Genomic DNA, 25,526 nt, shown 5'->3' on the forward strand with positions numbered 1-25,526 from the left:
CTCAGGCCACCCTCAGGCCGCGCCCTCAGGCAGCCTGGACCTCGGCCAGGAAGGCCTTCACGGCGTGGTCGAGCTCGTCCGAGCCGCGGGTGAGGTCGCGTGCGGCCGCCAGCACCTGCTCGGAGGCGCTGCCGGTCTCGTCGGCGCCGCGGCGCAGGTCGACGACGTTCTCGGACACGCCCTGCGCCCCGGTGGCGGCGCTCGCCACGCCGCGGACGATCTCCTGGATGGCGGCGTTCTGCTCCTCCATGGCGGCCGCGACCCCGACCGCGATGCCGCGCATCTCCTCGATGGTCCGGCCGACCGCGCCGATCGCCGCGACCGCGTCCCGGGTCTCACCCTGGATCCGGCCGATCTGGCCGGAGATCTCCTCGGTCGCCTTGGCGGTCTGCTCGGCCAGCGCCTTCACCTCGGAGGCGACGACCGCGAAGCCGCGCCCGGCCGCGCCCGCGCGGGCCGCCTCGATCGTGGCGTTGAGCGCCAGCAGGTTGGTCTGGCCGGCGATCGAGGCGATCAGGCCGACCACGTCGCCGATCTTCTCGGTGCCGGCGGCGAGCGCCCGCACGGTCGCCTCGCCCTGGCGGGTGCTGATCGCGGCCTGCCCGGCGATCTCCGAGGCGCGGTTCACCTGCCCGGCGATCTCCTGGACCGAGGCCGACATCTCCTCGGTGGCCGCCGCGGCGGTCTGGACGTCGGCGGAGGTGCCGGCCGCCTGCGCGGCCACCGCGCCGGTGCGCTCGGTGGTGTGGGCGGCCGTGACGGTCAGCGTCCGCGCCGTCGCCTCGAGGTCGGCGGCCGCCGTCGCGAGGCCGCGGCTCAGGGTCCCGGCCCGGGTCTCGAAGGACCGGGTCAGCCGGTCGAGGGCGGCGGCCCGCCGGGCATCCCCGTCGGCGCTGGCGGCGGCGCGGGCGTCGGTCTCGGCCTTGGCGATCAGCGCGTCCTTGAACACCTGCACGGCGCCCGCCATGGCGCCGATCTCGTCCCGGCGCTCCCGTGCCGGCACCGGCACGGCGGTCTCGCCGGCCGCGAGGCGGTGCATGGCGCCGTTCAGCGCGCGCAGCGGCCGCGTCAGCCGCCGGCCGATCAGCGCCGCGAGCAGGCCGATCAGCGCCACCACCACGAGCATGCCGGCCGCCGCCTTCCAGGCCGCGTCCCGCAGGATCGCCGCGGTGTCGTCGGCGTAGATGCCGGTGCCGATCACCCAGCCCCAGGGGGCGAAGCCGCGCACGTAGGAGAGCTTCGGCACGGGGGCGTCGGCGCCGGGCTTCGGCCAGTAATAGTCGACGAAGCCCTGCCCCTGCCGCTTCACCGTCTCGACGAAGTCGACGAACAGGCGCTTGCCGGTGGTATCCTGCACGGCGGCGAGATCCTTGCCCTCCAGCTCGGGCTTGATCGGGTGGGCGACCATGCGGGGCTGCATGTCGTTGACCCAGAAGTACTCCTTGTCGTCGTAGCGCAGGGCCTTGAGGGCCCGGATCGCGGCGCCTTGCGCGTCCGCCCGGGACAGGCGCCCGGCCCGCTCCTCGCCCTCGAAATAGGCCGCGACCCCGTAGGCGACGTCCGTGAGGTTCCGCGTCTTGGCCATCCGGTCCTGCTCGACCTGGGATTTCAGGCTGACGAGCCCGATGCCCGAGACCGCGACGATGCCGACCAGCGCGGTGGCCGTGATGGTGTGGAGCTTCGCTCCGAGCCCGATCTTCACCCGCGCCCCCGCGATGATGATTGCAAGAAGATGATTTCAACCTGCGATATTTTGCAGCTTCTGCGTTAGCGGAGCGTGAAGACGGCCTTGCGCGCGCCGGCCCGAGCCTGTCCACTCCCCGTCCAACGAAAGCCCGGCGCCGCTCAGGATCGCGCCGGGCCACAGGGAGAAGCGTCATGGTGCGTACGTCTCGGACGGGCTCGCTGCTGCCGGGCCGCCGTCGGCTCCTGCGGGCGGGATCGGTCCTCCTGCTGGCCGGGCTGGCGCTCGCCACCCCCGCCCGGGCCGACGATGCCAAGGTCCGGATCAGCCGGCAGCCGGGCTTCGTCTACCTGCCCGCGGTGCTGGCCGAGCAGCACAAGCTGATCGAGAAGCACGCCAAGGCCGCGGGCCTCGGGGACGTCACGGTGGAGTGGGTCAACCTGACGAGCGGCGCCGCCGGCAACGACGCGCTGCTCTCGGGCAACATCGACATCGTCGACAGCGGCTCGACCAACATGCTGCTGCTCAACGACCGCACCAAGGGCGACGTGAAGGGCCTGTGCGGGGTCGGCACCACGCCGATGATGCTGCTCACCCGCAATCCGGACGTGAAGGAACTCAAGGACTTCTCGTCCAAGGACAAGATCGCCCTGCCCTCCGTGAAGGTCTCGTCCCAGGCTGTGCTGCTGCAGATCGCCGCCAAGAAGGCGTTCGGGCCCGAGAACGCCACCAAGCTCGACCCGCTCACCGTCCAGCTCGGCCATCCCGACGCCGTGGCGGCGCTGGCGAGCCCGCACAACGAGGTCAACAGCCACTTCTCGCTGCCGCCGTTCCAGCAGCGCGAGCTGCAGGACCCGGCGATCCACAAGGTGCTCAATTCCTACGAGATGGTCGGCGAGCCGGTGAGCAACGCGATCTTCTACGCCCGGACCGGCTGGTACAACCGCAACCCGAAGCTCGCCGCCGCCATCGTGGCGGCCATCGACGAGGCCAATGCCGAGATCGCCCGGGATCCGCTGAAGGCCGCCAAGGACTACGTCGCGGCCACCAACGAGAAGACGCCCCCCGAGACCCTGGTCGAGATCATGAAGGAGCCCGGGACGAACTTCTCCACCACGCCCTACGGCATCATGCTCCAGGCCCGGCACTTCTACGCGATGAAGACCATCAAGACCGAGCCCAAGGACTGGAAGGACACGTTCTTCCCGATCGTCCACAACCTGCCGGGGCGGTAGGACCCCGGCCGCTCAGTGCGCCTCCACGGGCCCGGCGGCGCGCTGCGGCTTCTTGAGGATGGCCACCACGGCGAGGCTCGCCACGAGGCTCACGCCCACCAGCCAGAACCCGTCCGCGTAGGCCATCACGTAGGCCTCGCGGCGGACCTGGGCGGCGAGCTGGCCCAGCGCGACGCCCTTGGCGGCCAGCGGGTCGGCGATGCGGGCGTGCATCCCGGCGGCGAGCGCCGCGAGCCGGTCCTGGGTGCGGGTGGCGTTGACGGTGATCGCCTCGGCCAGCATCGAGAAGTGGAAGTGCTCCCGCCGGTCGATCATCGTCGACAGCATGGCGATGCCGATTGAGCCGCCGAGGTTGCGCATCATGTTCGACAGGGCGGAGGCGTCCGCGGTGTCGCGCGGGGCGAGGCCGACGGTGGAGAGCTGCGACAGCGGAATGGTGAAGAGCGGCTGGCCGACGGCCCGCATCAGCTGCGGCAGGATCAGCTGGTCGGCGCCGACATCGTGGGTCAGGCCGACGTTGATCCAGCAGCTCGCGATGAAGAACAGCGTGCCGGTGACCACCAGCACCCGGGCGTCGAAGGTCCGCATCAGCAGCGGCATCATCGGGAAGAGGACGAGCTGCGGCAGGCCCGACCACATCACCACGTAGCCGATCTGCTGGGCGTTGTAGCCCTGGATCTGCGCGCAGTAGACCGGGATGATGTAGATCGACCCGAACGAGACCGCGCCCAGCACGGTCATCAGCACGCAGGCGCCGCCGACCGAGCGGTTGGCCAGGACCCGCAGGTTGATGAACGGGCGCTCGGTCGTGAGCTCGCGGACGATGAAGCCGGCGATGCCGGCCGCCGCCAGCAGCGACATGTTCACGATGACCTGCGAGCCGAACCAGTCCTTGCGCTGGCCCTCCTCCAGCACGTAGGTCAGGGCCGGCAGGCCGATCGCCATCAGGCCGATGCCGATCCAGTCGCCCTTGAGCAGCTCGCCCCAGCGCGCCGGCACGCTGTCGAAGGCGCCGAGCTGGATCGCCGCCGCCACGGGTCCGAAGATCAGGTTCAGGTAGAAGATGTAGTGCCACGACAGGTTGTCGGTGAGCCAGCCGCCGACCGTCGGGCCGATCGCGGGCGCGAAGGTCGCGGTCAGCCCGAACAGCGCGATGCCGATGGGCTGCTGCGCCTTCGAGAGCCGGGTGCGCACGATCACGATGGCGGTGGGGATCAGCACGCCGCCGGTGAAGCCCTGGCCGGCCCGGAACAGGATCATCTGGCCCAAGGTCGTCGACAGCGCGCAGGCCAGCGAGAAGGCGGTGAACAGCATGGTGTTCACCGCGAGGTAGCGGCGCAGGCCGATCACCGAGGACAGCCAGCCGGTGAGCGGGATCACGATGATCTCGGCCATCAGGTAGGCGGTGGAGATCCAGCTGCCCTCCTCGGTGGAGGCGCCGAGCGCCCCCTGGATGTCGGCGAGCGACGCGTTGGTGATCTGGATGTCGAGGATCGCCGTGAAGGCGCCGAGGATCGCGCCGAACACGGCGAGCCAGTCCCGGGCGCTCGCCTTCGCCTCGGGCACGGCCACGGCCGGCACGGGGCTCGTCGGGGCCGGACTCATCGGGGCCGGACTCATCGGGGCCGGACTCATCGGGGCCGGACTCATCGGGGCCGGACTCATCGGGGCAGGGCCTCGCTGACGAGGGCCGGAGCGGGCCTCGGCCGGGCGGGCCGCACCGGCTCGACCGGATCCTGGGTGTGGACCGTGGCCTCCACCGACAGGCCCGGGCGCAGGCGGGCGATGAGCGGATCCGACGGGTCGAGGGCGACGCGCACCGGCACGCGCTGCACCACCTTGGTGAAGTTGCCGGTGGCGTTCTCCGGCGGCAGCAGCGCGAATTGCGAGCCGGTGCCCGGGGAGAAGCTCTCGATCCGGCCCCGGAACGCGTGGTCGCCGAAGGCGTCGACCGTGAAGGTGACGCGCTGGCCCTCGACCATGCGGCCGGTCTGGGTCTCCTTGAAGTTCGCCACGAGGTAGATGTCGCGGCCCATCGGCACGAGGGTCAGGAGCCCGGTGCCGGCCGAGACGACCTGCCCGATCCGCAGCGCCCGGTCGCCGGCCACGCCGTCGATCGGCGCCACGATGGTGGTGTAGCTCAGGTCGAGCCTCACCCCCTCGACCTTGGCCTGCGCGCCCTCAAGGCTCGCGCGGGTGCTGGCCTCGAGCGCCTGCAGGCTGTCGATCTGCTTCTGCGCGGCGTCCAGGGAGGCGGCGGCCTTGTCGCGGGCGGCGTGGCGCTGGCGCAGGTCGGACTCCGCCTGCTGCTGGCGCTGCACCGTGCCGGACCCGGTCTGCAGCAGGTTCTGGTAGCGGGTGTATTCCTGCTGCGCGAAGGTGAGGGCGGCCTCGGCGTTGGCGAGGTCGGCCCGCGATGAGGCGACCTGCGCCCGCTGCTGGACGATCGCCGAGGCGACGCCCAGGATCTGCGCCCGGTCCTTCTCGACCTCGGCCTCGGCCTGCCTGAGCTGGACCCGGTAGGACCGGTCGTCGAGGCGGGCGATGACGTCCCCGGCCTTCACCGGCTGGTTGTCGCCGACCAGCACCGCCGCGACGGTGCCGGCGATGCGCGGCGCCACCGTGACCTTGTCGGACTGGAGATAGGCGTCGTCGGTCACCTCGAGGAAGCGCCCGACACTCCACCAGTGCCAGCCGTAGGTCCCGACCCCGCCCAGCGCGAGCAGGCCGAGGAGGGGCAGCACGATCCGCGCGCGGCGGCGGCGCGGCGCCGGTGCGGAGACGGTGGCCGGGACCGGCGCGGAGACCGGGGGCGTGACAGCCGCGGTGGTCGGGGCGGTGACCGGCGCACCCGCGACCGGGTCGGCGCTCTTGAAGCTGTCGCTGCGACGTGCGTCCATCGGGTCTGGCCAGAATCAAAACGGTACGGTATCGTTTTAATAGGACGAACGGCGGTGGTGAGCAAGGAGGATCGCGGGGTGACGGTCACGGAGATCGAGCGGGCGGAGGCGGGCCCGCGGCGCGGCGGCCGGCCGACCCGCGCGGAGGCGGCCCGGCGCGAGGCGCACCTGATCGCGGTGGCGACGACCCTGTTCCTGGAGCGCGGCTTCGACGCCACCTCCATCGACGCGGTGGCCGAGGCCGCCGGGATGAGCAAGCCGACGGTCTACGCGCGCTACCGCGACAAGCGGGCCCTGTTCGAGGCGGTCCTGCGCGAGCGGATCGCCGCGTGGCTGGCGCCGCTCTCGGCGGCCGCCGAGGCCCAGGCCGCGCAGGGCGGGAGCGACGACCTCGAGACCGCCCTGGAGGATCTCAGCCGCACCCTGCTGGCCCACGGGCAGTCGCCGGGCGCGGCGATGCTCAAGCGCAACCTCGTGGCCCAGGCGCTGCAGTTCCCCGAGCTCGCCCGCCTCGCCCACGAGGAGGGCTGGCTGCGCGGCGTGCGCGCGGTGGCGCAGCTGCTCGACGCCTTCGCGCGGCGCGGGCGGATCGCCGTGGCGGATCCGGAGATCGCGGCCGACCTGTTCCTCAGCCTCGTCCTCGGCCGGTCGTCCCAGGCGACCCTCTACGGCATCGCCACCGACCCGGAGGCGCAGGAGCGGCGGCGGCAGGCGGCGGTGCGGCTGTTCCTCGACGGGGTGCGCCCCCGCTGAGGGGCGGACCGGAACGTTGTTGCGCCGCAAGGGCTGCGTTATCTTCGGGAGTGGGACCGACGGCGGCTACCGCCGGTCCCTGGCATTCACCGTTTCAGGTGTTGCCGAGGCCAGAGAGGAATGGCGAGGCGGAGCGTCAATCTCCACTCGCCATTCGCTTTTCTGGACCATGCCAGAGAGATGACCATCCTCTGCACTCCCGGCCGCGACCGGCCGTGCGCGGCCTTCGCGGGTGAGTCGGTCAGGCTCACGGCACGAGCTTAGCCATTATTCCCGGGACCCGGAGAATCCGCGTCGGCGCCTCGAGCCCGCGATTGCGCCCCTCCCCGCCCGGGCCTATAGTGCGTCATCCCCATTCGACAGCGTGAGACGGGACATCCGGATCGGTCATCCGGAGCCCGCGGCCCGATGCCCGGCCCCCGTCCCGCCAGGCCGGAGCACGAGAAGCATGTCCCAGGGTCCGCTGATGCCGAAGGCGACCGCCGTCTGGCTGGTCGAGAACACCTCGCTCGCCTTCGAGCAGATCGCCGATTTCTGCAAGCTGCACCCGCTGGAGGTGAAGGGCATCGCCGACGGCGAGGTCGCGGCCGGCATCAAGGGGCTCGACCCGGTCTCCACCGGCCAGCTCACCCGCGACGAGATCGAGAAGGCCCAGAAGGCGCCGCACTACAAGCTCAAGCCCGCCGTCTCGAAGGTGAAGCTGCCGGAGGTGAAGCGCACCACCAAGGGCCCGCGCTACACTCCCCTCTCCCGCCGCCAGGACCGGCCGAACGCCATCCTGTGGCTGCTGCGCAACCACCCCGAGCTGAAGGATTCGCAGATCATCCGGCTCGTGGGCACCACCAAGTCGACGATCCAGCAGATCCGCGAGCGCACCCACTGGAACTCGGGCTCGCTCCAGCCGATGGACCCGGTCACCCTCGGCCTGACCACCCAGATCAACCTCGATTTCGAGGTCCAGCGCGCGGCGGCCGACCGCCCGGCCGCGGTGGCGGCCGAATCCGGCGCCTCGCTGCTGCCGACCGAGGTCTCCACGGCCCGCGACGCCGACGAGCGGGACCACGAGGACGATCACGGCGGCCGCGAGGAGCGGCTCGACGCCGATTCGGTCTTCGCCAAGCTCAAGGGCCGGCACCAGGACGAGGACGACGAGGACTAGGACCAGGACTAGGACCGGCCCCCGCTCCGACCGAGCGGGGGCCGGACCGGCCTATTCCGGCAGCGGTCGGCCCCGCGTCTCCGGCATGAACCACGGCACCACGAGGCCGATCACGTAGACGCTCGACAGGGTCAGCGCCGCCGCGGCGACGCCCCCGAAGGCGGTCACGATCTGCCCGGCCAGGATCGGGAAGATCCAGGCGATCAGCCGCGCGCCGTTGAAGACCGCGCTCGACGCCGTCGCCCGGACCGCCGGGGTGAACAGCTCCGCGAGGTAGATCGCCATCCACGAGAAGGCGAAGCCCAGGGTGAAGAACCCGTTCAGGAAGGCGAGCGCCATGAACGGCACGAGCCCGCCGGTCCAGAGGTAGCAGGCGAGCGACGTGGCGATGCAGCCGGCATAGGTCACGAGCAGGAAGGCGCGGCGCCCGATCGCGTCGGCCACGAAGCCCGAGATCACGTAGGCGGCGATCGCCCCGATATTGTAGACGATGCCCATGCGCGGGCCCCAGACATTGGCCGGCGCGCCCGCGGCCTTGGCGAGCCCCTCCGTGTAGGCCGGCAGCCAGGACGAGACCGCCCACCAGCCCACCGTGGTGGCGAAGGACAGGAGCGTGGCGAGGAGGACCCGCCGCCGGCTCTCGGGCTCGCGGAAGATCTCCGTCAGGGAGAACGGGCGCCGCGCGCTCCGCGGGGCCCGGTCCGCGTCCTCCGCGGTGGCCGCCCAGCGCTGCGCCTTGAGCGCCCGCATCCACTGCTCGGATTCCTCCAGCGCCCGGCGCAGGTACAGGCACACGAAGGCCGGCAGCGCGCCCAGCGCGAACAGGATCCGCCAGGATTCCGCGCCCAGGGGCTCGGTGGCGGCGAGTACGGCCCACACGATGGCGGCGAGCACCGCGCCGCCGCCGAAGCCCGATTGCAGGAAGCCGCAGCCCTTCGGGCGGGCCCGGTTCGGCCAGGTCTCGGCCACGAGGGCGATGCCGGTGGACCATTCCGAGCCGATGGCGAGCCCGGTGATGAAGCGCAGGACGGCGAGCTGCGTGAAGCTCTCCGCGAAGGCGGTGAGCCCCGTGAACAGCGCGTAGCCCAGGATCGACACCATCATCATGCGCTTGCGGCCGATGTAGTCGGCCGCGATCCCGCCGATCAGGCCGCCGATCCCCCAGCCGAGCAGCGTGATGCCGATGGCGAGGCCCACGTAGAAGGCCGGCGCCTGGGCCTGCTCGGGGGTGAGGATCGAGGCCAGCGCCGGGCGCAGGGCGTAGACCAGGGCCACCGCCTCGTAGCCGTCGAAGATCCAGCCGAGATAGCTGCCCCACAGGATCCGCCAGTGGCGCCGGGTGAGACCCGCGTGCCACGGTGCGCCGGCCGCCTCGCGCATGCCCACGTCGCCCGCGTCCATCGCCCGCTCCTCCCGCCCGGGACGCGTCTGCGGCGCCCGCCCCGCCCTGATAGGTCGGTTGTGGCATCGGGTCGACCATATCCGGGCGGCCGATCCGGCGCCCCGGCGATCACGATCGCATCACGCCTTCACTGCGCAGCTTCACTGCGCACCTTGCACTGGGCACCTTCTGCGCGCCCGCGGCGTTCGGCCTAGCGCGCGGCGTCGAAGGCGGCGAGGAAGGCCGCGAGGTTGTCCGGCAGGGCCGCGCAGAGGTAGCCGCCCTCTTGGACCAGCGCCGTGGGCAGCCCGGCCCGGGCGATCCGCTCCGCCGCCCCGACGAAGCCCCCCCGGGAGACCGCGAGGGCGCCGATCGGGTCGTCCGCGGCGGCGTCGAGGCCGAGCGCCACCACGAGCGCCCGGGGCCGGTGCGCGGCGATCAGTGCGAGGCCCGCCTCGACGGCCTCGAGCCAGGGCGCGTCCCCCGAGCCCGGCGGCAGCGGCAGGTTGCGGTTGAACCCCGCCCCCGCCCCGGCGCCGGTCTCGTCGGCGTAGCCGGCGAAGAACGGGAAGTAGTCGGACGGGTCGGCGTGGACCGAGACGGTCAGCACGTCGGCGCGGGCGTAGAAGATCCCCTGCGTGCCGTTGCCGTGATGGACGTCGATGTCGAGGATCGCCACCGGGCCGCCGGTCGCGGCGCGCATCCGCTCGGCCGCGATGGCGCTGTTGTTGAGAAAGCAGAAGCCGCCGGCGGAATCCGCGTAGGCGTGGTGGCCGGGCGGGCGGCACAGGGCGTAGGCGTGCCCCGCCGCCAGCGCAGCGTCGGCGGCCGCGACCGCGCACTGCGCCGATCCGTAGACCGCCGCCCAGGTGCCGGCGCGGATCGGCGTCGAAGTGTCGGCGGTGTAGAGGCCCAGGCGCCCGAGGAGGCCGGCGGGCTTCCGGTGCATCTGCGGCCGGGCGAAGGCCCCGGTCAGGATCTCGTCGCCGATGCCGGGGATCGCGTCCCGGCGCGCCCAGGCCTCGGCCAGGAACGCCACGTAGTCGGGATCGTGCACCGCCCGGATCGGGTCGAGGCCGTGATCGGCCGGCTCGGCGAGGTCGTGGCCGCCCCGGACGGCCGCGTCCCGCAGGATCGCGTAGCGGGCCGCCTGCTCGGGATGCGGCATCGGCGCGCCGCGGCGCATGTAGCGCTCGGGATCGTGCCGGCTCGAATCGGGCGTGTGGACGATGCGCATGCCGGCAGGTTAGGGCCCGCCGGGCCGCGCGTCATCCGCCCGGGACGGCCTCGCGGGGCGCGCCCGCATGGGATGCACCCGCATGGGATGCACCCGCATGGGACGCGCCCGCATGGGACGCGCCCGGATGGGACGGGCTCAGATGAGGTAGACGGTGCCGTCCGCGCGGAAGACCTTCGGGCAGTTCGCCCCGTCCACGAGGCGCTGGGCATCCTCCAGGGAGATCCCGTGCGCCAGGGCGATCTCCGGCAGCGTCTTCCAGGTCGGGGTCATGGTCCGGCTCCGTCCGTGATCCGTGCGGGTCGGGGATCAACGGCGCAAACGTCTCCGGGTTCGCCGACAGGGCCGATGACGGCTCCAGGATCCTGTCGAGGGTGTCGGCGCGCCACCCCGTCGGGTCGGGCGCGGCGGGGGCGACCTCGCGCAGGAGGGTCGGGACCCGGGCCCAGGGTTCCGTGACCGGCCCGGCGCTCGGCCGCATGCCCGCCCGGGTCCGCCCGCCGGCGACGCGGATGTCCGGGAATCGCGCGCAGAACGCCGCCACGCAGTCGGGGTCGAAATGGCGGCCGCTCTCGGCGCGGATGCAGTCCAGGGCCGCCTCGAAGGGCATCGCGTCCTTGTAGGGCCGCGCCGTAGTCAGGGCGTCGAACACGTCCGCCACCGCAACGATCCGGGCCGAGAGGGGAATGGCGGCGCCGGCGAGCCCGTGCGGGTAGCCGCCGCCGTCCCACTTCTCGTGGTGGAACTCGGCGATCTCCGCGGCCAGCCGGATCAGCTCGGAGGCGCTCCCGCCCAGGATGCGCCGGCCGATCGCGGGGTGCGTCTTGACGAGGTCGAACTCGTCCCGGTCGAGCCGGCCGGGCTTCAGCAGGACGCCGTCCGGGATGCCGACCTTGCCGACATCGTGCAGCGGCGCCGCGAGGTAGAGGTTGCGGCAGATCTCCGGCGCCAGCCCGAGCCCCTCGGCCACGATCTGGCTGTAGCGGGCCACCCGCCACGTGTGATCGCCGGTGTCGTTGTCGCGGTACTCGACCGCCAGGGCGAGCCGGAAGATGATCTCCTCCTCGCGCTCGCGCATGTGGCGCAGGGCGGCCTCCACCTCGCCGTCGAGCCAAGCGGCCTGCTCGGCCAGCCGCCGCACCGCCCGGGCGAGCCGGATCAGGTTGCGCAGGCGGACGGTGAGCTCGACGCCCTGCATGGACTTGTCGAGGAAATCGGTCGCCCCGGCCTCCAGGGCGGCGAGCCGCACCGCGTCCGAGATGTCGCTGGTGACCATCACGATGGGCACCTGGGCGTAGTGCGGGATGGTCCGCATCTGCCGGATGAAGGCGATCCCGTCGATGTCGGGCATGTGGCAGTCGACCAGGACAAGGTCGAAGGCCCGCGTCCGCGCCTCGACCATGGCGGCGACCGGGTCGCCGTGATCGGTGACGGACACGTCGGGCTTGGCCTCCAGCAGGAGGCGCAGCCGCATCCGCATGGTGGCGCTGTCGTCGACGAGGAGCGCGTCCATCAGCGGCTCCCGGGCCGGCGCAGGCGATCCCGGGGCGGCCGCCGGACCGGGTATGTCGACACAGGAACCATCGCCGCGACGCCTCGCAAGACTGTCGAGCAGCATTGAAGGATGCGGCATTAACGGGCGGTAAATCGTCGTTCTCGGCTATATTGAGGAGATTTACTTTACTCGGAGCCTTGGTGGGTGCGAATTCGGGTCTTCGTTTGTCGGAGACCGGTGGGGCCGCGACGATCGACCCGCGGAGAGTTGGCTTCGCCCGCTCCGGGGCGCCTGAGGGATCGGCGTGTCTGTAACCGGGATCGCCGCGGCGGCCCCGGCGCGGCCCCGGGATGGCGGGGTTGACGCGGTCGCCAAGCCCCCCGACGGAGACGCGGATCAGGACGGGTCCCGGGCGGCCCGGGACGCGCCGGCCGGACGGCGCGGCGGGAGGCGCCTTCGCGATGATGCGGTTCGATCTCGTCGATCTCGGCCTGTTCCGGCACGTGGTCGAGGCCGGCTCGATCACCCACGGGGCCGCGCGGGCGAACCTCGCCCTGGCGGCCGCCTCGACGCGGATCCGGCTGATGGAGGAATCCCTCGGCGCCGCCCTGCTGACCCGGGGCCGGCAGGGCGTCAGCCCGACCCCGGCCGGGCGCGCGCTCCTCGTCCATGCCCGGGAGGTCCTGGCCGGGGTGGAGCGCCTGCGCGAGGAGATGGCGGCCTTCTCGGGGAGCGCCTTCGGGCAGATCCGGGTGCTGGCCAATACCAACGCGCTCACCGAATTCCTGCCGGAGGCGCTCTCGGCCTTCCTGGCCGATCACCCCGGGATCGGCGTCGAGATCGACGAGCGCACCTCCGAGGAGATCGTCGGGCTGGTGGCCGAGGGGGCGGCCGATCTCGGCATCCTGTCCGGCACGGTGGATACCGGCTCGCTGCGGACCTTCCCGTTCCGGGAGGACCGGTTCGTGCTGGTGGCGGCCCGGGACCATCCCCTGGCCGCGCGCGGGACCATCCCGTTCGCCGAGGTGCTCGGCCACGACCTCGTCGGCCTCGACCGGCGCAGCGCCATCAGCCGCTTCCTCGTCGCCCAGGCGGTGCGCGAGGGGCGACCGATGCGCCTGCGCGTCCAACTCCGGGACTTCGACGCCGTCTGCCGTCTCGTCGAGGCGCGGGTCGGGCTGGCGATCCTGCCCGAGAGCGCCGCCGCCCGCGCCGCGCAGGGCCTCGCCCTCGCGGTGGTGCCCCTCGCCGACGCCTGGGCGCGGCGCGACCTGACCCTGTGCCTGCGCGACCTCGACGGGTTGCCGCCGTTCATCCGGGCCTTCGTGGCGGAGCTGCGCGCCTGAGCGGAACCCGCCCCGCCGCGGACGGGCCCGCGCGCGGCGACGTCAGCGCCACCGCTCGTCCGTGCAGGCCAGCAGGTAGACGACGTGCATGCAGCGCGCCTGGGCGGCCTGCGAGGGCGCGTCGCCCATGCAGGCGCGCATCCCGACGGAGAGCAGGTCGCGATCGACGTCCTGATTGCGCGCGCAGGTGAAGATCGGCTGGAAACCCTCGAACCGGCTCACCTGCCAGAAGATGACCATGACCGCGAGCAGGCAGAACGTGCAGACCAGGATCCGGCTGTCGTAGAACCAGTGCCGCCGTCCGGCATCCGCGGCGTCGCGCGCGCTCATCCCGTCACCAGGCCCGTCACCGGGAGCGCCGACGGGAGCACCGCCCGGATCCCCATCCTTCTCGGCATCGGCTCGCCCTCTCCCTCGCGCCGGATCCCCGGCCGCCCGGGCCGCCCGGGCCGTCAGTCGATCACCTCCACGATCCGGCGCGACCGCGGGTCGACGAGGACCGGGTGGTCGTTGACGATCGTGTAGCTGTAATCCGGCAGGGCGAACTCCCGCGGGACATCGTAGTACACGATGCCGTCCTCCGGGAGCACCGTGCCGACCCGCACGGGTCCCGCGAGCGCGATGGAGGGGCGGCGCTCGCCGCGGGCGTAGATGCGGAACCGCTCCCGCCGGTCGACGCCGAGGATGCCGTTGGCCGTGCCCACGGCCGCACCGATCGCGCCGCCGACGATCGCCCCGAGGGGACCCGCCATCTCCTCGCCGCGCGAGGCGCCCTCCTGGGCCCCGCGCTCGAGCCCCTGCGCCCGCGCGTCCGCGGCGAGGCTCAGGAGGGCTATCGGGGGAGCCACCAGGGTGGCGAGGAGCGCGAGGGGCGCCGCGATCCGCATGATGTGTCGTCCTGGTCGGTGGCGTGGATCGGCGGGCCTGCGCCCGGGGGCGCGGGCGCGTCCCGGCCGGAGGCTACGCCGAAAAGGCTGCCGATCGGTTGCCGGTCAGTTGCCGCCCGGCGCGGGGCGGCGCGGGGCGGCGCCGGCATTGCCCCAGTCCGCCCATGGGGTAGCCTCCGGCTGATTCCGTCGGAGAGGACAGGGCATGCCGATCGAGACCGTGGAGACCGCCGGCCGCCGCCGGGGCGCCGACCTCCTGGTGGAGGTGCTGCGCTCGGAGGGCGTGCGCTACATCTTCGGCAATCCCGGCACCACCGAGTTGCCGCTCATCGACGCGCTCACCGAGGCGCCGGACATCGCCTACATCCTCGCCCTGCAGGAGGCGACCGCCGTGGCGATGGCGGACGGCTACGCGCAGGGCGCCCGCCGGCCCGCCTTCCTCAACCTGCACACGGCGGGCGGCCTCGGCCACGCCATGGGCGGGCTGGTGAATTCCCAGGTCTCCGGCACGCCGCTGGTGGTCACCGCCGGGCAGCAGGATCTCCGCCACGCCCTGACCGACCCGCTGCTGATGGGCGACCTCGTCGCCATCGCCGACCCGGTGATGAAGTGGGCCCGCGAGGTGACGAGCCCGGACCAGATCCCGATCCTGCTGCGCCGGGCCTTCCACGACGCGGGGGCCGCCCCCTCCGGGCCGGTCTTCCTGTCCCTGCCCATGGACGTGATGGAGGCGCTGTCGGCGGTGCCGGCCGGCGAGACCTCGACCATCGACCAGCGGGCCGTGGCGGGCTCCCTCGACCGCCTCGCGGAGAAGCTCGCCGCCATCGCGCCGGGCCGCCTCGCGCTGATCGCGGGCGACGAGATCGACGCCTCGGACGCCTCGGCGCAGATGGTGGCGCTCGCCGACCTGCTGGCGGCGCCGGTCTACGGCTCGTCCTGGCCGGCCCACATCCCCTTCCCCACCGCGCACCCGCTCTGGGCCGGGAACCTGCCGACCCGGGCCGACGCCATCGCCGACATCCTCGGGCGCTACGACGCGGTGTTCGCGCTCGGCGGCAAGTCGCTGATCACCGTGCTCTACTCGGAGGTCTCGGCGGTGCCGCCGGGGGTGCAGGTGTTCCAGCTCTCGGCGGACGTGCGCGACCTCGGGCGCACCTACGCCACCTGCCTGTCGACGGTGGGCGACATCCGCGCCTCCCTCGACGCCCTGCTGCCGCTCCTCGCGCCCCGCCTCGCCGACCGGGCCGACGCCTTCGCGGGCCTGCGCTCCGGGGCGGTGACCGCCCGGGCCGAGCGCCGGGCGAAGCTCGCCGCCGCCGCCGACGCGGCCTTCGAGGATCCGGTGATCGCGCCGCTGGTCGCCGCCCGGGAGGTCGCTCGCGCGGTCGGGGCCGAGACCACCATCGTGGACGAGGCGCCCGCGACGCTCACCCACCTGCGCACCTTCCTCGACAGCCCCTCCGCGCACCAGTACGCGGCGATGCGCGGCGGCGTGCTCGGCTGGGGCATGCCGGCCGCGGTGGGTTTCTCTTTGGGACTTGATCGTGCGCCTGTCGTTTGTGTCGTGGGCGACGGCGCCGCGCTATACTCGCCGCAGGCCCTGTGGACCGCCGCGCACGAAAAGCTGCCGGTCACCTTCGTGGTGATCAACAACGCCGAGTACAACATCCTCAAGACCTTCATGAAGGGTCAGGCGCACTACGCCTCGGTGCGCGCCAACCGCTTCATCGCCATGGACCTCACCGACCCGCGGATCGACTTCCCGGCGCTGGCCGCCTCGATGGGCGTGCCCGCCCGGCGGGTGACCCGGGCGGCCGACATCGCCCCGGCGATCGAGGCCGGGATCCGGTCGGGGGGCGCCAACCTCGTGGAGGTGGTGGTGCGGGCGACCTGAGCGGGGCCGTCGGCGGGGCTGTCGGCAGGGCTGCCGGTGGATCTGCCGGCGGGGCTCTCACTCCAGTCCCGGCACCGGCACCCCGAAGGCGACCGCCAGCAGCACCATGTTGAGGGCGAGCACCAGGGCGGCCCCCGCCACGGCGGCGGCCTGGGTGAGCGGGCCGTTGGCGAAGGGCCCCATCACGCTGCGGCGCCGGGTGAACACCACCAGGGCCACCATCGGCACCGGCAGGGCGAGCGACAGCACCACCTGCGACAGGACCAGCGCCTGCGTCGGGTCGACGCCGATCGCCACCACCGCGAAGGCCGGCAGCATGGTCACGAGCCGGCGGACGAGGAGCGGGATGCGCCAGCCGGTGAAGCCCTGCATCACCAATTGCCCGGCGAGCGTGCCCACCACCGAGGAGGAGATCCCGGAGGCGAGCAGCGACACCAGGAAGGCCGCCCCCGCGGCGGGCCCGAGGAGCGGCGTCAGGGTGCGGTAGGCCTCGCCGATCTCCGCCACCTCGCTGTGGCCGACGTGGAAGGCGGCCGCCGCCATGATCACCATCGCCATGTTGACGAGGCCCGCCAGCAGCAGCGCCACCACCACCTCGCGGTTCGAGTAGCGGACCAGCAGGCGCCGGTCGGCCTCGGTGCGGGGATTGCCCCGGCCCTGGGTCAGGCCCGAATGCAGGAACAGCGCGTGCGGCATCACGGTGGCGCCGATGATCCCGACCGCGATGGTGAGCGCCTGCGCGTCCGGGATCCGCGGGGTGACGAGGCCCTTGGCGGCCTCGCCCCAGGCCACGGGCGCGATCAGGAGCTCGACCGCGTAGCAGAGGCCGATCGTGCCGACCATCGCGCCGATGGCGATCTCCAGCGGCCGGAAGCCCTCGTGCTCCAGGAGCAGGATCGCGTAGGTGACCACCGCGGTGATCGCCATGCCGGCCATGAGCGGCATGCCGGTGAGCAGCGACAGGCCGATCGCGCCGCCGAGGAACTCCGCGAGGTCGGTCGCCATGGCGGCGACCTCGCTGATGCCCCACAGGGCGAGGCGCACCGGCCGCGTCGTCGCGTCCCGGCAGTGCTCGGCGAGGTTCTTGCCCGTGACGATGCCGAGCTTGGCCGACAGGGCCTGGAACAGCATCGCCGTCAGGTTCGCGAGCAGCACCACCCAGAGCAGGCCGTAGCCGTAGCGGGCGCCGGCCTGGATGTTGGTCGCGAAATTGCCGGGGTCCATGTAGGCGATCGACGCCGTCACGGCGGGGCCGGCGAACAGCAGGAACCGGGCCCGGCCGCCGGGACGGCCGTCGAGGACGTCGCGGATCGCGCCCTCGGTCCGCCGGCTCATCGCCCCGGGCGCGGCGCGCCCGGGGGCCGTCGCGGCGTTCGGCGCCACCATGCTCGAACCCTCTCCTCAAAGATATAGCGGAGGCTATATTCAGGGTTCGCGGCCAGGATTCAAGGGGTTGGATTCAAGGGGCCGGCAGCGGCCGCCGGTATCGGCCCCGCGGGACTCCCCTCGAGGTGGCGGTGTTTGCTAGACAGGGGTTGGGGCGGCCCGCGCGGACCGCGGTGGGGGAGAGCCGATGCAGGAACCGTCCGAGCCGGGCTCGCCCGAGACCGCGCTGGTCGATCCCGAGCGCCACGTGGAGAGCTTCCGCCAGGCCCGCGAGGCCCGGCGCTCGGAACTCGTGGAGGATTACGTCGAGCTGATCGACGACCTGATCGGCGACGGCGGCGAGGCGCGGCAGGTGGACATCGCGGCCCGGCTCGGCGTGGCGCAGCCGACCGTCGCCAAGATGCTGAAGCGCCTGTGCGAGGACGGGTTCGTCCAGCAGCGGCCCTATCGCGGCGTGTTCCTGACCGAGGCCGGCCGCCGGCTCGCCGCCCAGGCCCGGGAGCGCCACCGCATCGTCGAGCGCTTCCTGTGCGCCCTGGGCGTGAGCCCCGAGACCGCGCGGCGGGACGCCGAGGGGATCGAGCACCACGTCAGCGCCGAGACGCTCGCGGCGTTCCGCGCCTTCGCGGAGCGGCACGGGGGGGCGTGAGGCGCCCCTCCGACCGTCATCGCCTCGCGCCGCTCGCGGAGACGCTCGCAGAGACGTTGTGTCTGCCGCGACCGCCACCCTCAAGCCGTCGGCGCCGCCACCTTCTGGCGCAGGCCCAGGATCACCGCGCGGAGCATCTCGGCGCCCGCCGCGCCGGCATCCGGCAGGGTGCCGGTGCGGGAGGCGTAGACCCGCTCGTGCACGAAGGCGAGCTTGGCGATCACCGCGGGTGTCAGCTTGAACGGGTAGAGCGCCGGCTGGCCCATGCTGTGGGACAGCGAGTTGATCGCGTAGGTGAGCGGCAGCCACGCGGCGATCAGCCGGTCGAGGTCGGCCGTGTTGTACGGGTCGAAGTCGATCACGGTCGGCGCCTGCGGCCCGGAAGGCCCCCGCTGGCGCAGGCGCGGGCGCACGTGCAGCTCGAAGGTCGAGGCGGTCTCCACCGTGTCGACGATGTGCAGGTAATGCGCGAAGGTCTCGGCGAAATCCTCCCACGGATGGGCCGTGGCGTAGGCCGAGACGTAGGCCTCGTCCCAGTCGGCGGGGGCGCCCCTCGCGTAGTGGTCCTGCAGCGCCTGGACGTAGTCGCGGCGCTCGTCGCCGAACAGCGCCCGGAAGGCGTCCCAGTCGGGGCTGTTCAGCACGAGCAGGTACCAGAAGTAATGCCCGATCTCGTGCCGGAAATGGCCGAGCAGCGTGCGATAATGCTCGCCGAACAGGATCCGGCGGCGCTCCCGCTCGACGTCGTCGGCCTCGGCGATGTTCATGGTGATCAGGCCGTTGATGTGGCCCGTCAGCACCGGCGGCCCGCCGGAGACGCTCTCGGAAGGGTCGACCAGGAAGTCGAAGGCCAGCCCGTCCGTGTACTGGGCGCGGGTGGCGAGCGGCAGTTCCAGGCGCAGCAGCGAGTAGAACAGCCGGTGCTTGGCCGCCTCGATCTGGCGCCAGCGGGCGAGGTTCCAGGGCTGCGACAGGTCCGGCACCACGCGGTTGTGGCGGCAGGCGGTGCAGTAGATGTCGGGGCTGTCCTCCGGCACCAGCCAGTTGCAGGCCTGCGCGAGGGCGTTGTTGCACAGCCGGTAGCGCCGGCCGGGATCCGCGTAGGCGTGGAAGATCTGCGCGCCGCCCATCAGCGGGTGGGCCGAGAGCCCCTGCGGCTCCAGCGCCGAGACCTCGTGGACCGCGCAGGCGTAGCCCAGCGGCCGCGCGCAGCTCTCGCAGGCGGTCGCCTCGAAGGTGACCGGCTGGTCGCAGGCCTGGCACTGGAAGATCTTCATCGCGCGGTCCCGGGCCGGCGGCCGGCCCACCTGCCGGTCAAGCGGGGCCGGGCGGCAAAGTTCCTGCCAGCGGCCCGGACGGCCGGGCGACGCACGGAAATTGCTTGTTGCGCGATCCGTGTCGCATAACCGTGCGGTGGGCGCCGGCGCCAGGGACCGGCAGCGCGACCGCGTTCGATCCTTTCGACGGAGCCATCGTGTCGATCAGAGCCGCCCTGCACCACGTCACGCATTACCGCTACGACCGGCCGATCAGCCTGGGCCCCCAGGTGATCCGCCTGCGCCCGGCCCCCCACGCCCGTACCAAGGTCCCGGCCTACGCGCTCACGGTGACGCCCGCCAACCACTTCCTGAACTGGCAACAGGATCCGAGCGGCAACTGGCTCGCCCGCCTGGTCTTCCCCGAGAAGACCGACGAGCTGAGGATCGAGGTCGACCTCACGGCCGACATGGCGGTGATCAACCCGTTCGACTTCTTCGTGGAGGATTACGCCCAGGTCCGGCCCTTCGCGTACGACCCCGCCCTCGCCGGGGAGCTGGCCCCGTATCTCACGCCCGTCGACGCGGATTGTCCCGAGATGGAGGCGCTGCTGGCCCGTCTCCCGGAGGAGACCAGCACGGTCCAGTTCCTGGTGGCGCTGAACGGCCTGATCGCCCGGGAGACCGCCTACGGCGTCCGCATGGAGCCCGGCGTCCAGACTCCCGCCGAGACCCTGCGGCTGAAGAGCGGCTCCTGCCGCGACTCGGCGTGGCTGCTCGTGCAGGTGCTGCGCCGGATCGGCCTCGCCGCCCGGTTCGTCTCCGGCTACCTGATCCAGCTCGTGCCCGACACGACCGCGGTCGACGGGCCGACCGGCGCGTCGGCGGACTTCACCGACCTGCACGCCTGGGCCGAGGTCTACCTGCCGGGCGCCGGCTGGGTCGGCATGGACGCCACGTCGGGCCTGCTCACCGGCGAGGGCCACATCCCGCTCGCCGCGACGCCGCACTACCACTCCGCCGCGCCGATCTCGGGGGCGATGGAGCCGGCCGAGACCACCTTCGACTTCGCGATGACGATCACCCGCGTCGCCGAGACGCCGCGGATCACCAAGCCGTTCTCGGAGGACGTCTGGGCCGCCATGGACGCGCTGGGCGAGCGGGTCGACGCCGACCTCGCCGCGCAGGACGTGCGGCTGACCATGGGCGGCGAGCCGACCTTCGTGTCGGTGGACGATTTCGAATCGCCCGAGTGGAACATCGCGGCCGTCGGCCCGACCAAGCGCGGGCTCGCCGACCAGCTGATCCGGCGCCTGCGTGACCGGTTCGGCCCGGGGGGGCTGCTCCATTACGGTCAGGGCAAGTGGTATCCCGGCGAGAGCCTGCCCCGCTGGGCCTTCGCGCTCTACTGGCGCAAGGACGGCAAGCCGATCTGGCGCGACCCGGACCTGATCGCGCCGGAGGTGGCCGCCGGGGAGGCGGGGCACGCCACCATCGCGCAGGCCGAGGCGCTCGCCGACGCGCTGGCCCGCCGCCTCGGCCTCGCCGACTACGTCTTCCCGGCCTTCGAGGACGGGGAGCTCTGGGAGCGGAAGACCGCGGCGCTGCCGGTCAACGTCACGCCGGCCGACGCCAAGTCGGGCTCGGCGGAGTTCGACGCCCGGATCAGGCGGGTCTACGCGCGGGGCCTCGGGGAGGCGGCCGGCTACGTCCTGCCGCTGGCAAGCCTGCCCACCGGCAAGGGCGGCGAGGCCGACCGCGTCTGGATCTCGGAGACGTGGGACTTCCGGCGCGGCGCCGCCTTCCTGGTGCCGGGGGACTCGCCGGTGGGCTTCCGCCTGCCGCTGTCGTCCCTGCCCTACGTGCCGCCGGAGCACTATCCCTACTACCAGCCGCAGGACCCGCTGGAGCCCCGCGCCGCCCTCCCCGACGGGCACCCCGAGGGCCATCCCGGCGCCGCTGTGGTCAACGGCTCCGGCATCACCGGCGTCGCGGTGCGCACGGCCCTGTCGTTCGAGCCCCGGGACGGGGTGGTGCGGGTGTTCATGCCGCCGGTGCAGCGCGCCGACGAGTATCTGGAACTCGCGGGCCACCTGGAGGCGGCCGCCGCCGCGCTGAAGCTGCCGATCCACCTCGAGGGCTACGAGCCGCCCTACGACCCGCGGATCGGCGTCATCAAGGTCACCCCCGATCCCGGCGTGATCGAGGTGAACGTCCACCCGGCCGCCTCGTGGCGGGAGGCGGTGTCCATCACCACCGACCTCTACGCCGAGGCCCGCCAGACCCGGCTCGGCGCGGAGAAGTTCATGACCGACGGGCGCCACACCGGCACCGGCGGCGGCAACCACGTGGTCATGGGCGGCGTCACGCCGGACGATTCCCCGTTCCTGCGCCGGCCCGACCTGCTCAAGAGCCTCGTGCTCTACTGGCAGCGCCACCCCGCGCTCTCGTACCTGTTCTCGGGCCTCTATATCGGGCCCACGAGCCAGGCGCCGCGCATGGACGAGGCCCGCCACGACGGGCTCTACGAGCTGGAGATCGCGCTGGCCCAGGTGCCGGCCCCGGACGCGCCCAACATCCCGCGCTGGCTCGTCGACCGGATCTTCCGCAACATCCTCGTCGACGTCACCGGCAATACCCACCGGGCCGAGATCTGCATCGACAAGCTGTACTCGCCGGACGGCCCGACCGGGCGCCTCGGCCTCCTGGAGTTCCGCGCCTTCGAGATGCCGCCGGACGCGCGGATGAGCCTCGCGCAGCAGCTCCTGCTCCGCGCCCTCGTGGCGTGGCTGTGGCGCGAGCCGCAGACCGGCGGCTGTGTCCGCTGGGGCACGAACCTCCACGATCGGTTCATGCTGCCGCATTTCCTCTGGTCCGACTTCCTCGCGGTGCTGGAGGATCTCCGGGCGGCGGGGTACGATTTCGATCCGGTCGCCTTCGAGGCGCAGGCCCTGTTCCGGTTCCCGGTCTTCGGCACGGTCGAGCAGGGCGGGGTCCGGATGGAACTCCGCCAGGCGCTGGAGCCCTGGCACGTGATGGGCGAGGAAGGGACCAGCGGGGGCACCGTGCGCTTCGTGGACAGCTCGGTCGAGCGGCTGCAGGTCAGGGTCGAGGGCTTCGTGCCCGAGCGGCACGTCATCGCCTGCAACGGCCGCCGCCTGCCCATGACCTCCACCGGCCGCGGCGGCGAGGCCGTGGCGGGCCTGCGCTTCAAGGCGTGGCAGCCGGCCTCCTCCCTGCATCCGACGATCCCCGCGCACTCGCCGCTGACCTTCGACATCCTCGACGCCTGGAGCGGCCGCTCCCTCGGCGGCTGCCGCTACCACGTCGCCCATCCGGGCGGGCGCAACTACGAGACCCACCCGGTCAACGCCTACGAGGCGGAGGGGCGGCGCCTCGCCCGGTTCCAGCCGAACGGCCACACGCCGGGCCGGCTGGAGATGCCCCGCCCGGAATCGAGCGCCGAGTTCCCGCTGACCCTCGACCTGCGGACGCCGGCCCCGCAATGACCCGCGATGTTCGGACATCCGGGGCGGACACCGGCGCGGTCGACAGAGCGCGACGCGCCCCCGCCCCCGCCCCCGCCCCCGTGCGGGAGAGGGACCCGCGCTCCGTTCTGCGGCCGCGTCGTCGTCCACGCTGCGTGGATCCGCGAGCCGCGATGACCCGGGATCCGTGATGGAGGCGGCGCTCGCGGGCAGCCGCGGCCGGGCCGAGCGGCCGGAGGGCGCGCGCGAGCGCGTCGCCCGCTGGAGCGCGGGCTACCGCCCCGCCCCCGGCCGGCCGGACGAGTTCCTGGGCCCCGACGGCGCGCCCCGCGGGGCATGGCCGCGCCTGCTCGACCGTCTCGGCGGCCTCACCGAGCCGGAGATCATGGCCCGGTTCGTCGCGGCGGAGCGGCACATCCGGGACGCGGGCATCTCGTTCCGCATCGCCGGCGACCAGCGCGAGCACCCCTGGCCGCTGGGCTGCCTGCCCCTGGTGATCGAGGGGCCGGAATGGGCGGCGCTGAGTGCCGGCATCGTCCAGCGCGCGGAGCTGATGGAGGCGATCCTCGCCGACGCCTACGGCGAGGGGCGGCTGGTCGCCGAGGGGCTCCTCCCCGCCGCGATCGTGGCCGGCACGCCCGAGTTCCTGCACCCGCTCCACGGTGTCGCGCCCCCCGGCGGCCACTACCTCAAGCTCTACGCGGCCGATCTCGGCCGGGGACCGGACGGGCGCTGGCAGGTGCTCGCCGACCGGACCCAGGCGCCCTCGGGCCTCGGCTGGGCGCTGGAGAACCGCATGGTCCTGGCCCGGACCTTCCCGGACTTCTTCCAGGACCTCCACGTCGAGCGCCTGCCGGCCTTCTTCCAGGCGTTCCGCGACGGGCTGGCGCTGGGGGCGGAGCGCGCCGACCCGCGGATCTGCCTGCTGACCTCCGGCCCCTACAGCAGCACCTACGTCGAGCAGGCGGCGCTCGCCCGCTACCTCGGCCTGATGCTGGTGGAGGGCGACGACCTCGTCATGCGCGACGGGCGCCTGCACGTGCGCACCGTCTCGGGCCTGAAGCGGGCCGACGCCCTGTGGCGGCGGATCGACGCCGACTTCCTCGACCCCCTGGAGCTGAACCCGGCCTCGCGCCTCGGCGTGCCCGGCATCCTCGACGCCCTGCGCAACGGCTCCCTGGTGATGGCCAACATGCCGGGCGCGGGGCTCGTCGAGTCGGCCGCCCTCGCCCCCTACCTCGACGGCATCGCCCGGCGCGTCCTCGGCGAGCCCCTGCGGCTCGGCCATCCGCGCACGTGGTGGTGCGGCGACCTCGAGGGCCTGGCGCACGCGCGGGCCAACCTCGACAGCCTGATCCTGCGCCCGGCCGCCACGCCCCAGCGCGGGGCGGGGCGCGACGCGATCCTGGCCGGCCCGATCCTGGCGGCGGAGCGCGAGCGGGTCGTGGCGGCCCTGCGCGACCGGCCCTTCGACTACGTCGCCCAGGAGGCGGCGCCGCTCTCGACGATGCCGGGCTGGGAGCGCGGCCCGGACGGCCTGTTCCTGACGCCCCGCCCCTTCGTGGTCCGCGTCTTCGCCGCGCGGACGCCCCTCGGCTGGCAGGTCATGCCCGGCGGCTTCTGCCGGGTCTCGGAGCGCGAGGACGTCGACCCGATCGAGCTGCGGCTCGGCATCCGCTCCGCCGACGTCTGGGTCCTGTCCGAGGAGCCGGTCGCCGCGCCCCTGATCGGCACGCAGGCGGCGCCGCGGGTGCGGCGGGTCGGCGGGCACCTCCCCGCCCGGGCCGCCGACGGCCTGTTCTGGCTCGGCCGCTACCTGGAGCGCGGCGAGGCGGTGATCCGGCTGGTGCTCGCCCACCTGCGCAGCGTCGGCGACGCCGTCGGGACCGACATCTCGGGCGCCCTCGACACGCCGGCGGCCCTGGCGCTCCGGGCGCTGCTGCACGAGTGGGGCGCCATCGCGGCCGCCGACCTGCCGACCGCCCGCCTCGCCCAGGAGGCGCTGGCCGGGCGCGACCGGCCGGGCTCGGCCCGGTCCCACGTCATCGCGGCCCGTCGCAACGCCGCCGCGCTCCGCGCCCGCCTGTCGGGCGAGGCGTGGCGGGTGCTCGCCGACCTGAACGAGTTCCTGTCCCTCAACACCGAGCGGGCCTTCACCGAGTCGCAGCTCGCGGGCCGGGCCGAGCGGGCCCTGAGCCAACTCGCGGCGCTCGCCGGCCTCACCCACGAGAATATGAGCCGCGCCGAGGGCTGGCACTTCATCGAGCTCGGGCGGCGGATCGAGCGGGCGATCAACACCGGCGCCTTCGCGCTGGCCTTCGCCAACGACGAGGCGACCCCCGGCTGCCTCGGGGTGATGCTGTCCCTGTGCGATTCGCAGATCAGCTACGGGCGGCGCTACCTGCAGGGGGCGGCCCTCGACCCCGTGCGCGACATGGTGCTGCTCGACCCCTACAACCCGCGCTCGATCGCCTTCCAGGCGGAGGCGATCACCCGGCACCTCGCCGACCTGCCGGCGCTCGCCGCGGACGGGATCCCCGAGCCCCATTGCCGCCTCGCGACCCGGATCCTGGCGGAGCTGCGCAGCGGCGAGGCCGCGGATTTCGACGCTGTGCGCCTGACCGCGCTCGCGACCGACCTCGAGCGCCTCGCCGACGGCATCGCGGCCCGCTACTTCCCCACCGGGCCGAACGCGCTGCGCCCCGAGAAGCTGACGGGGCTGGCTTGATGCTGTGTGTCCTTGACGCTGCCGCCTCAAGGACGATCCGCAGCACGG

18 protein-coding genes are annotated in these 25,526 nt (G+C 73.2%); 8 read left to right on the plus strand and 10 right to left on the minus strand.

From position 1 onward, the window contains the following. Positions 1-25: 25 nt before the first annotated feature. Positions 26-1,702 carry a cache domain-containing protein gene (locus ABIC30_RS13255; protein ID WP_354455391.1) on the minus strand — a complete coding sequence of 559 codons (1,677 nt, stop codon included), beginning with the start codon at positions 1,700-1,702 and terminating at the stop codon, positions 26-28. Between the two features lie 176 nt (positions 1,703-1,878). Between ABIC30_RS13255 and ABIC30_RS13260 the strand changes: the two genes are divergently transcribed. Beyond that, the gene (locus ABIC30_RS13260) at positions 1,879-2,919 is read left to right on the plus strand and encodes an ABC transporter substrate-binding protein (RefSeq protein ID WP_020093327.1); all 1,041 of its coding nucleotides are present in this window, start codon (positions 1,879-1,881) and stop codon (positions 2,917-2,919) included. Between the two features lie 12 nt (positions 2,920-2,931). On the opposite strand, the gene ABIC30_RS13265 is transcribed toward ABIC30_RS13260, so the two are convergent. After that, on the minus strand, positions 2,932-4,524 hold the full coding sequence (locus tag ABIC30_RS13265; protein WP_103985025.1) for a DHA2 family efflux MFS transporter permease subunit: 1,593 nt from the start codon (positions 4,522-4,524) through the stop codon (positions 2,932-2,934). Between the two features lie 56 nt (positions 4,525-4,580). Beyond that, a complete protein-coding gene (locus ABIC30_RS13270) occupies positions 4,581-5,819 on the minus strand; it encodes an HlyD family secretion protein (RefSeq protein ID WP_020093325.1) in 1,239 nt (412 codons plus the stop codon). Between the two features lie 78 nt (positions 5,820-5,897). Here ABIC30_RS13270 and ABIC30_RS13275 point away from each other — a divergent pair, with 78 nt between their 5' ends. Together ABIC30_RS13275 and ABIC30_RS13280 are read left to right on the plus strand one after the other, a co-directional pair. Then, a complete protein-coding gene (locus tag ABIC30_RS13275; protein ID WP_103985067.1) occupies positions 5,898-6,572 on the plus strand; it encodes a TetR/AcrR family transcriptional regulator in 675 nt (224 codons plus the stop codon). Between the two features lie 448 nt (positions 6,573-7,020). Continuing rightward, on the plus strand, positions 7,021-7,731 hold the full coding sequence (locus ABIC30_RS13280; protein ID WP_020093323.1) for a DUF1013 domain-containing protein: 711 nt from the start codon (positions 7,021-7,023) through the stop codon (positions 7,729-7,731). Positions 7,732-7,782: 51 nt separating this feature from the next. On the opposite strand, the gene ABIC30_RS13285 is transcribed toward ABIC30_RS13280, so the two are convergent. From ABIC30_RS13285 to ABIC30_RS13295, 3 genes are all read right to left on the minus strand, one after another. Further along, positions 7,783-9,132 carry an MFS transporter gene (locus ABIC30_RS13285; RefSeq protein WP_354455394.1) on the minus strand — a complete coding sequence of 450 codons (1,350 nt, stop codon included), beginning with the start codon at positions 9,130-9,132 and terminating at the stop codon, positions 7,783-7,785. A gap of 191 nt (positions 9,133-9,323) precedes the next feature. Next, positions 9,324-10,349: a histone deacetylase family protein gene (locus ABIC30_RS13290; protein ID WP_042669790.1), complete on the minus strand. Its 1,026-nt coding sequence runs from the start codon at positions 10,347-10,349 to the stop codon at positions 9,324-9,326. A gap of 31 nt (positions 10,350-10,380) precedes the next feature. Continuing rightward, entirely contained in the window at positions 10,381-11,862 is a 1,482-nt protein-coding gene (locus tag ABIC30_RS13295; RefSeq protein WP_354455396.1) for an HD domain-containing phosphohydrolase, read from the minus strand. Between the two features lie 443 nt (positions 11,863-12,305). Here ABIC30_RS13295 and ABIC30_RS13300 point away from each other — a divergent pair, with 443 nt between their 5' ends. Next, the gene (locus ABIC30_RS13300; protein ID WP_082557748.1) at positions 12,306-13,190 is read left to right on the plus strand and encodes a LysR family transcriptional regulator; all 885 of its coding nucleotides are present in this window, start codon (positions 12,306-12,308) and stop codon (positions 13,188-13,190) included. 42 nt (positions 13,191-13,232) lie between these two features. On the opposite strand, the gene ABIC30_RS13305 is transcribed toward ABIC30_RS13300, so the two are convergent. Both ABIC30_RS13305 and ABIC30_RS13310 read right to left on the minus strand, forming a co-directional pair. Next, positions 13,233-13,520 carry a hypothetical protein gene (locus tag ABIC30_RS13305; protein ID WP_020093318.1) on the minus strand — a complete coding sequence of 96 codons (288 nt, stop codon included), beginning with the start codon at positions 13,518-13,520 and terminating at the stop codon, positions 13,233-13,235. A 122-nt stretch (positions 13,521-13,642) separates the two neighbouring features. Further along, positions 13,643-14,077 carry a DUF1236 domain-containing protein gene (locus ABIC30_RS13310; protein ID WP_170868094.1) on the minus strand — a complete coding sequence of 145 codons (435 nt, stop codon included), beginning with the start codon at positions 14,075-14,077 and terminating at the stop codon, positions 13,643-13,645. 205 nt (positions 14,078-14,282) lie between these two features. On the opposite strand from ABIC30_RS13310, the gene ABIC30_RS13315 reads away from it, so the two are divergent. Then, positions 14,283-15,971 carry a thiamine pyrophosphate-binding protein gene (locus tag ABIC30_RS13315; protein WP_354455399.1) on the plus strand — a complete coding sequence of 563 codons (1,689 nt, stop codon included), beginning with the start codon at positions 14,283-14,285 and terminating at the stop codon, positions 15,969-15,971. A 57-nt stretch (positions 15,972-16,028) separates the two neighbouring features. Here the strand turns inward: ABIC30_RS13315 and ABIC30_RS13320 are convergent, their stop codons facing one another. Continuing rightward, positions 16,029-17,357 (minus strand): Nramp family divalent metal transporter, encoded by a 1,329-nt coding sequence (locus ABIC30_RS13320; RefSeq protein WP_020093315.1) that lies wholly within the window; start codon positions 17,355-17,357, stop codon positions 16,029-16,031. A gap of 187 nt (positions 17,358-17,544) precedes the next feature. Here ABIC30_RS13320 and mntR point away from each other — a divergent pair, with 187 nt between their 5' ends. Next, complete coding sequence (gene mntR / locus ABIC30_RS13325; RefSeq protein ID WP_020093314.1) at positions 17,545-18,006, plus strand: manganese-binding transcriptional regulator MntR; 462 nt, start codon at positions 17,545-17,547, stop codon at positions 18,004-18,006. An 80-nt stretch (positions 18,007-18,086) separates the two neighbouring features. On the opposite strand, the gene ABIC30_RS13330 is transcribed toward mntR, so the two are convergent. After that, positions 18,087-19,283 (minus strand): zinc-binding metallopeptidase family protein, encoded by a 1,197-nt coding sequence (locus ABIC30_RS13330; protein ID WP_026604947.1) that lies wholly within the window; start codon positions 19,281-19,283, stop codon positions 18,087-18,089. Between the two features lie 197 nt (positions 19,284-19,480). Here ABIC30_RS13330 and ABIC30_RS13335 point away from each other — a divergent pair, with 197 nt between their 5' ends. Beyond that, positions 19,481-22,771 (plus strand): transglutaminase family protein, encoded by a 3,291-nt coding sequence (locus ABIC30_RS13335; RefSeq protein ID WP_103985066.1) that lies wholly within the window; start codon positions 19,481-19,483, stop codon positions 22,769-22,771. A gap of 169 nt (positions 22,772-22,940) precedes the next feature. After that, a complete protein-coding gene (locus ABIC30_RS13340) occupies positions 22,941-25,478 on the plus strand; it encodes a circularly permuted type 2 ATP-grasp protein (protein WP_354455402.1) in 2,538 nt (845 codons plus the stop codon). Positions 25,479-25,526: the final 48 nt, after the last annotated feature.

The organism is Methylobacterium sp. 1030, assembly GCF_040544715.1.
GTDB lineage: Bacteria > Pseudomonadota > Alphaproteobacteria > Rhizobiales > Beijerinckiaceae > Methylobacterium.

Coding starts and splice junctions, on each gene's coding strand:
- ABIC30_RS13260 (WP_020093327.1), top strand. CDS start 1,879: ATGGTGCGTACGTCTCGGACGGGCTCGCTGCTGCCGGGCCGCCGTCGG.
- ABIC30_RS13265 (WP_103985025.1), bottom strand. CDS start 4,524: ATGAGTCCGGCCCCGACGAGCCCCGTGCCGGCCGTGGCCGTGCCCGAG.
- ABIC30_RS13270 (WP_020093325.1), bottom strand. CDS start 5,819: ATGGACGCACGTCGCAGCGACAGCTTCAAGAGCGCCGACCCGGTCGCG.
- ABIC30_RS13280 (WP_020093323.1), top strand. CDS start 7,021: ATGTCCCAGGGTCCGCTGATGCCGAAGGCGACCGCCGTCTGGCTGGTC.
- ABIC30_RS13285 (WP_354455394.1), bottom strand. CDS start 9,132: ATGGACGCGGGCGACGTGGGCATGCGCGAGGCGGCCGGCGCACCGTGG.
- ABIC30_RS13290 (WP_042669790.1), bottom strand. CDS start 10,349: ATGCGCATCGTCCACACGCCCGATTCGAGCCGGCACGATCCCGAGCGC.
- ABIC30_RS13295 (WP_354455396.1), bottom strand. CDS start 11,862: ATGGACGCGCTCCTCGTCGACGACAGCGCCACCATGCGGATGCGGCTG.
- ABIC30_RS13300 (WP_082557748.1), top strand. CDS start 12,306: ATGATGCGGTTCGATCTCGTCGATCTCGGCCTGTTCCGGCACGTGGTC.
- ABIC30_RS13305 (WP_020093318.1), bottom strand. CDS start 13,520: ATGAGCGCGCGCGACGCCGCGGATGCCGGACGGCGGCACTGGTTCTAC.
- ABIC30_RS13310 (WP_170868094.1), bottom strand. CDS start 14,077: ATGCGGATCGCGGCGCCCCTCGCGCTCCTCGCCACCCTGGTGGCTCCC.
- ABIC30_RS13315 (WP_354455399.1), top strand. CDS start 14,283: ATGCCGATCGAGACCGTGGAGACCGCCGGCCGCCGCCGGGGCGCCGAC.
- ABIC30_RS13320 (WP_020093315.1), bottom strand. CDS start 17,357: ATGGTGGCGCCGAACGCCGCGACGGCCCCCGGGCGCGCCGCGCCCGGG.
- mntR (WP_020093314.1), top strand. CDS start 17,545: ATGCAGGAACCGTCCGAGCCGGGCTCGCCCGAGACCGCGCTGGTCGAT.
- ABIC30_RS13330 (WP_026604947.1), bottom strand. CDS start 19,283: ATGAAGATCTTCCAGTGCCAGGCCTGCGACCAGCCGGTCACCTTCGAG.
- ABIC30_RS13340 (WP_354455402.1), top strand. CDS start 22,941: ATGGAGGCGGCGCTCGCGGGCAGCCGCGGCCGGGCCGAGCGGCCGGAG.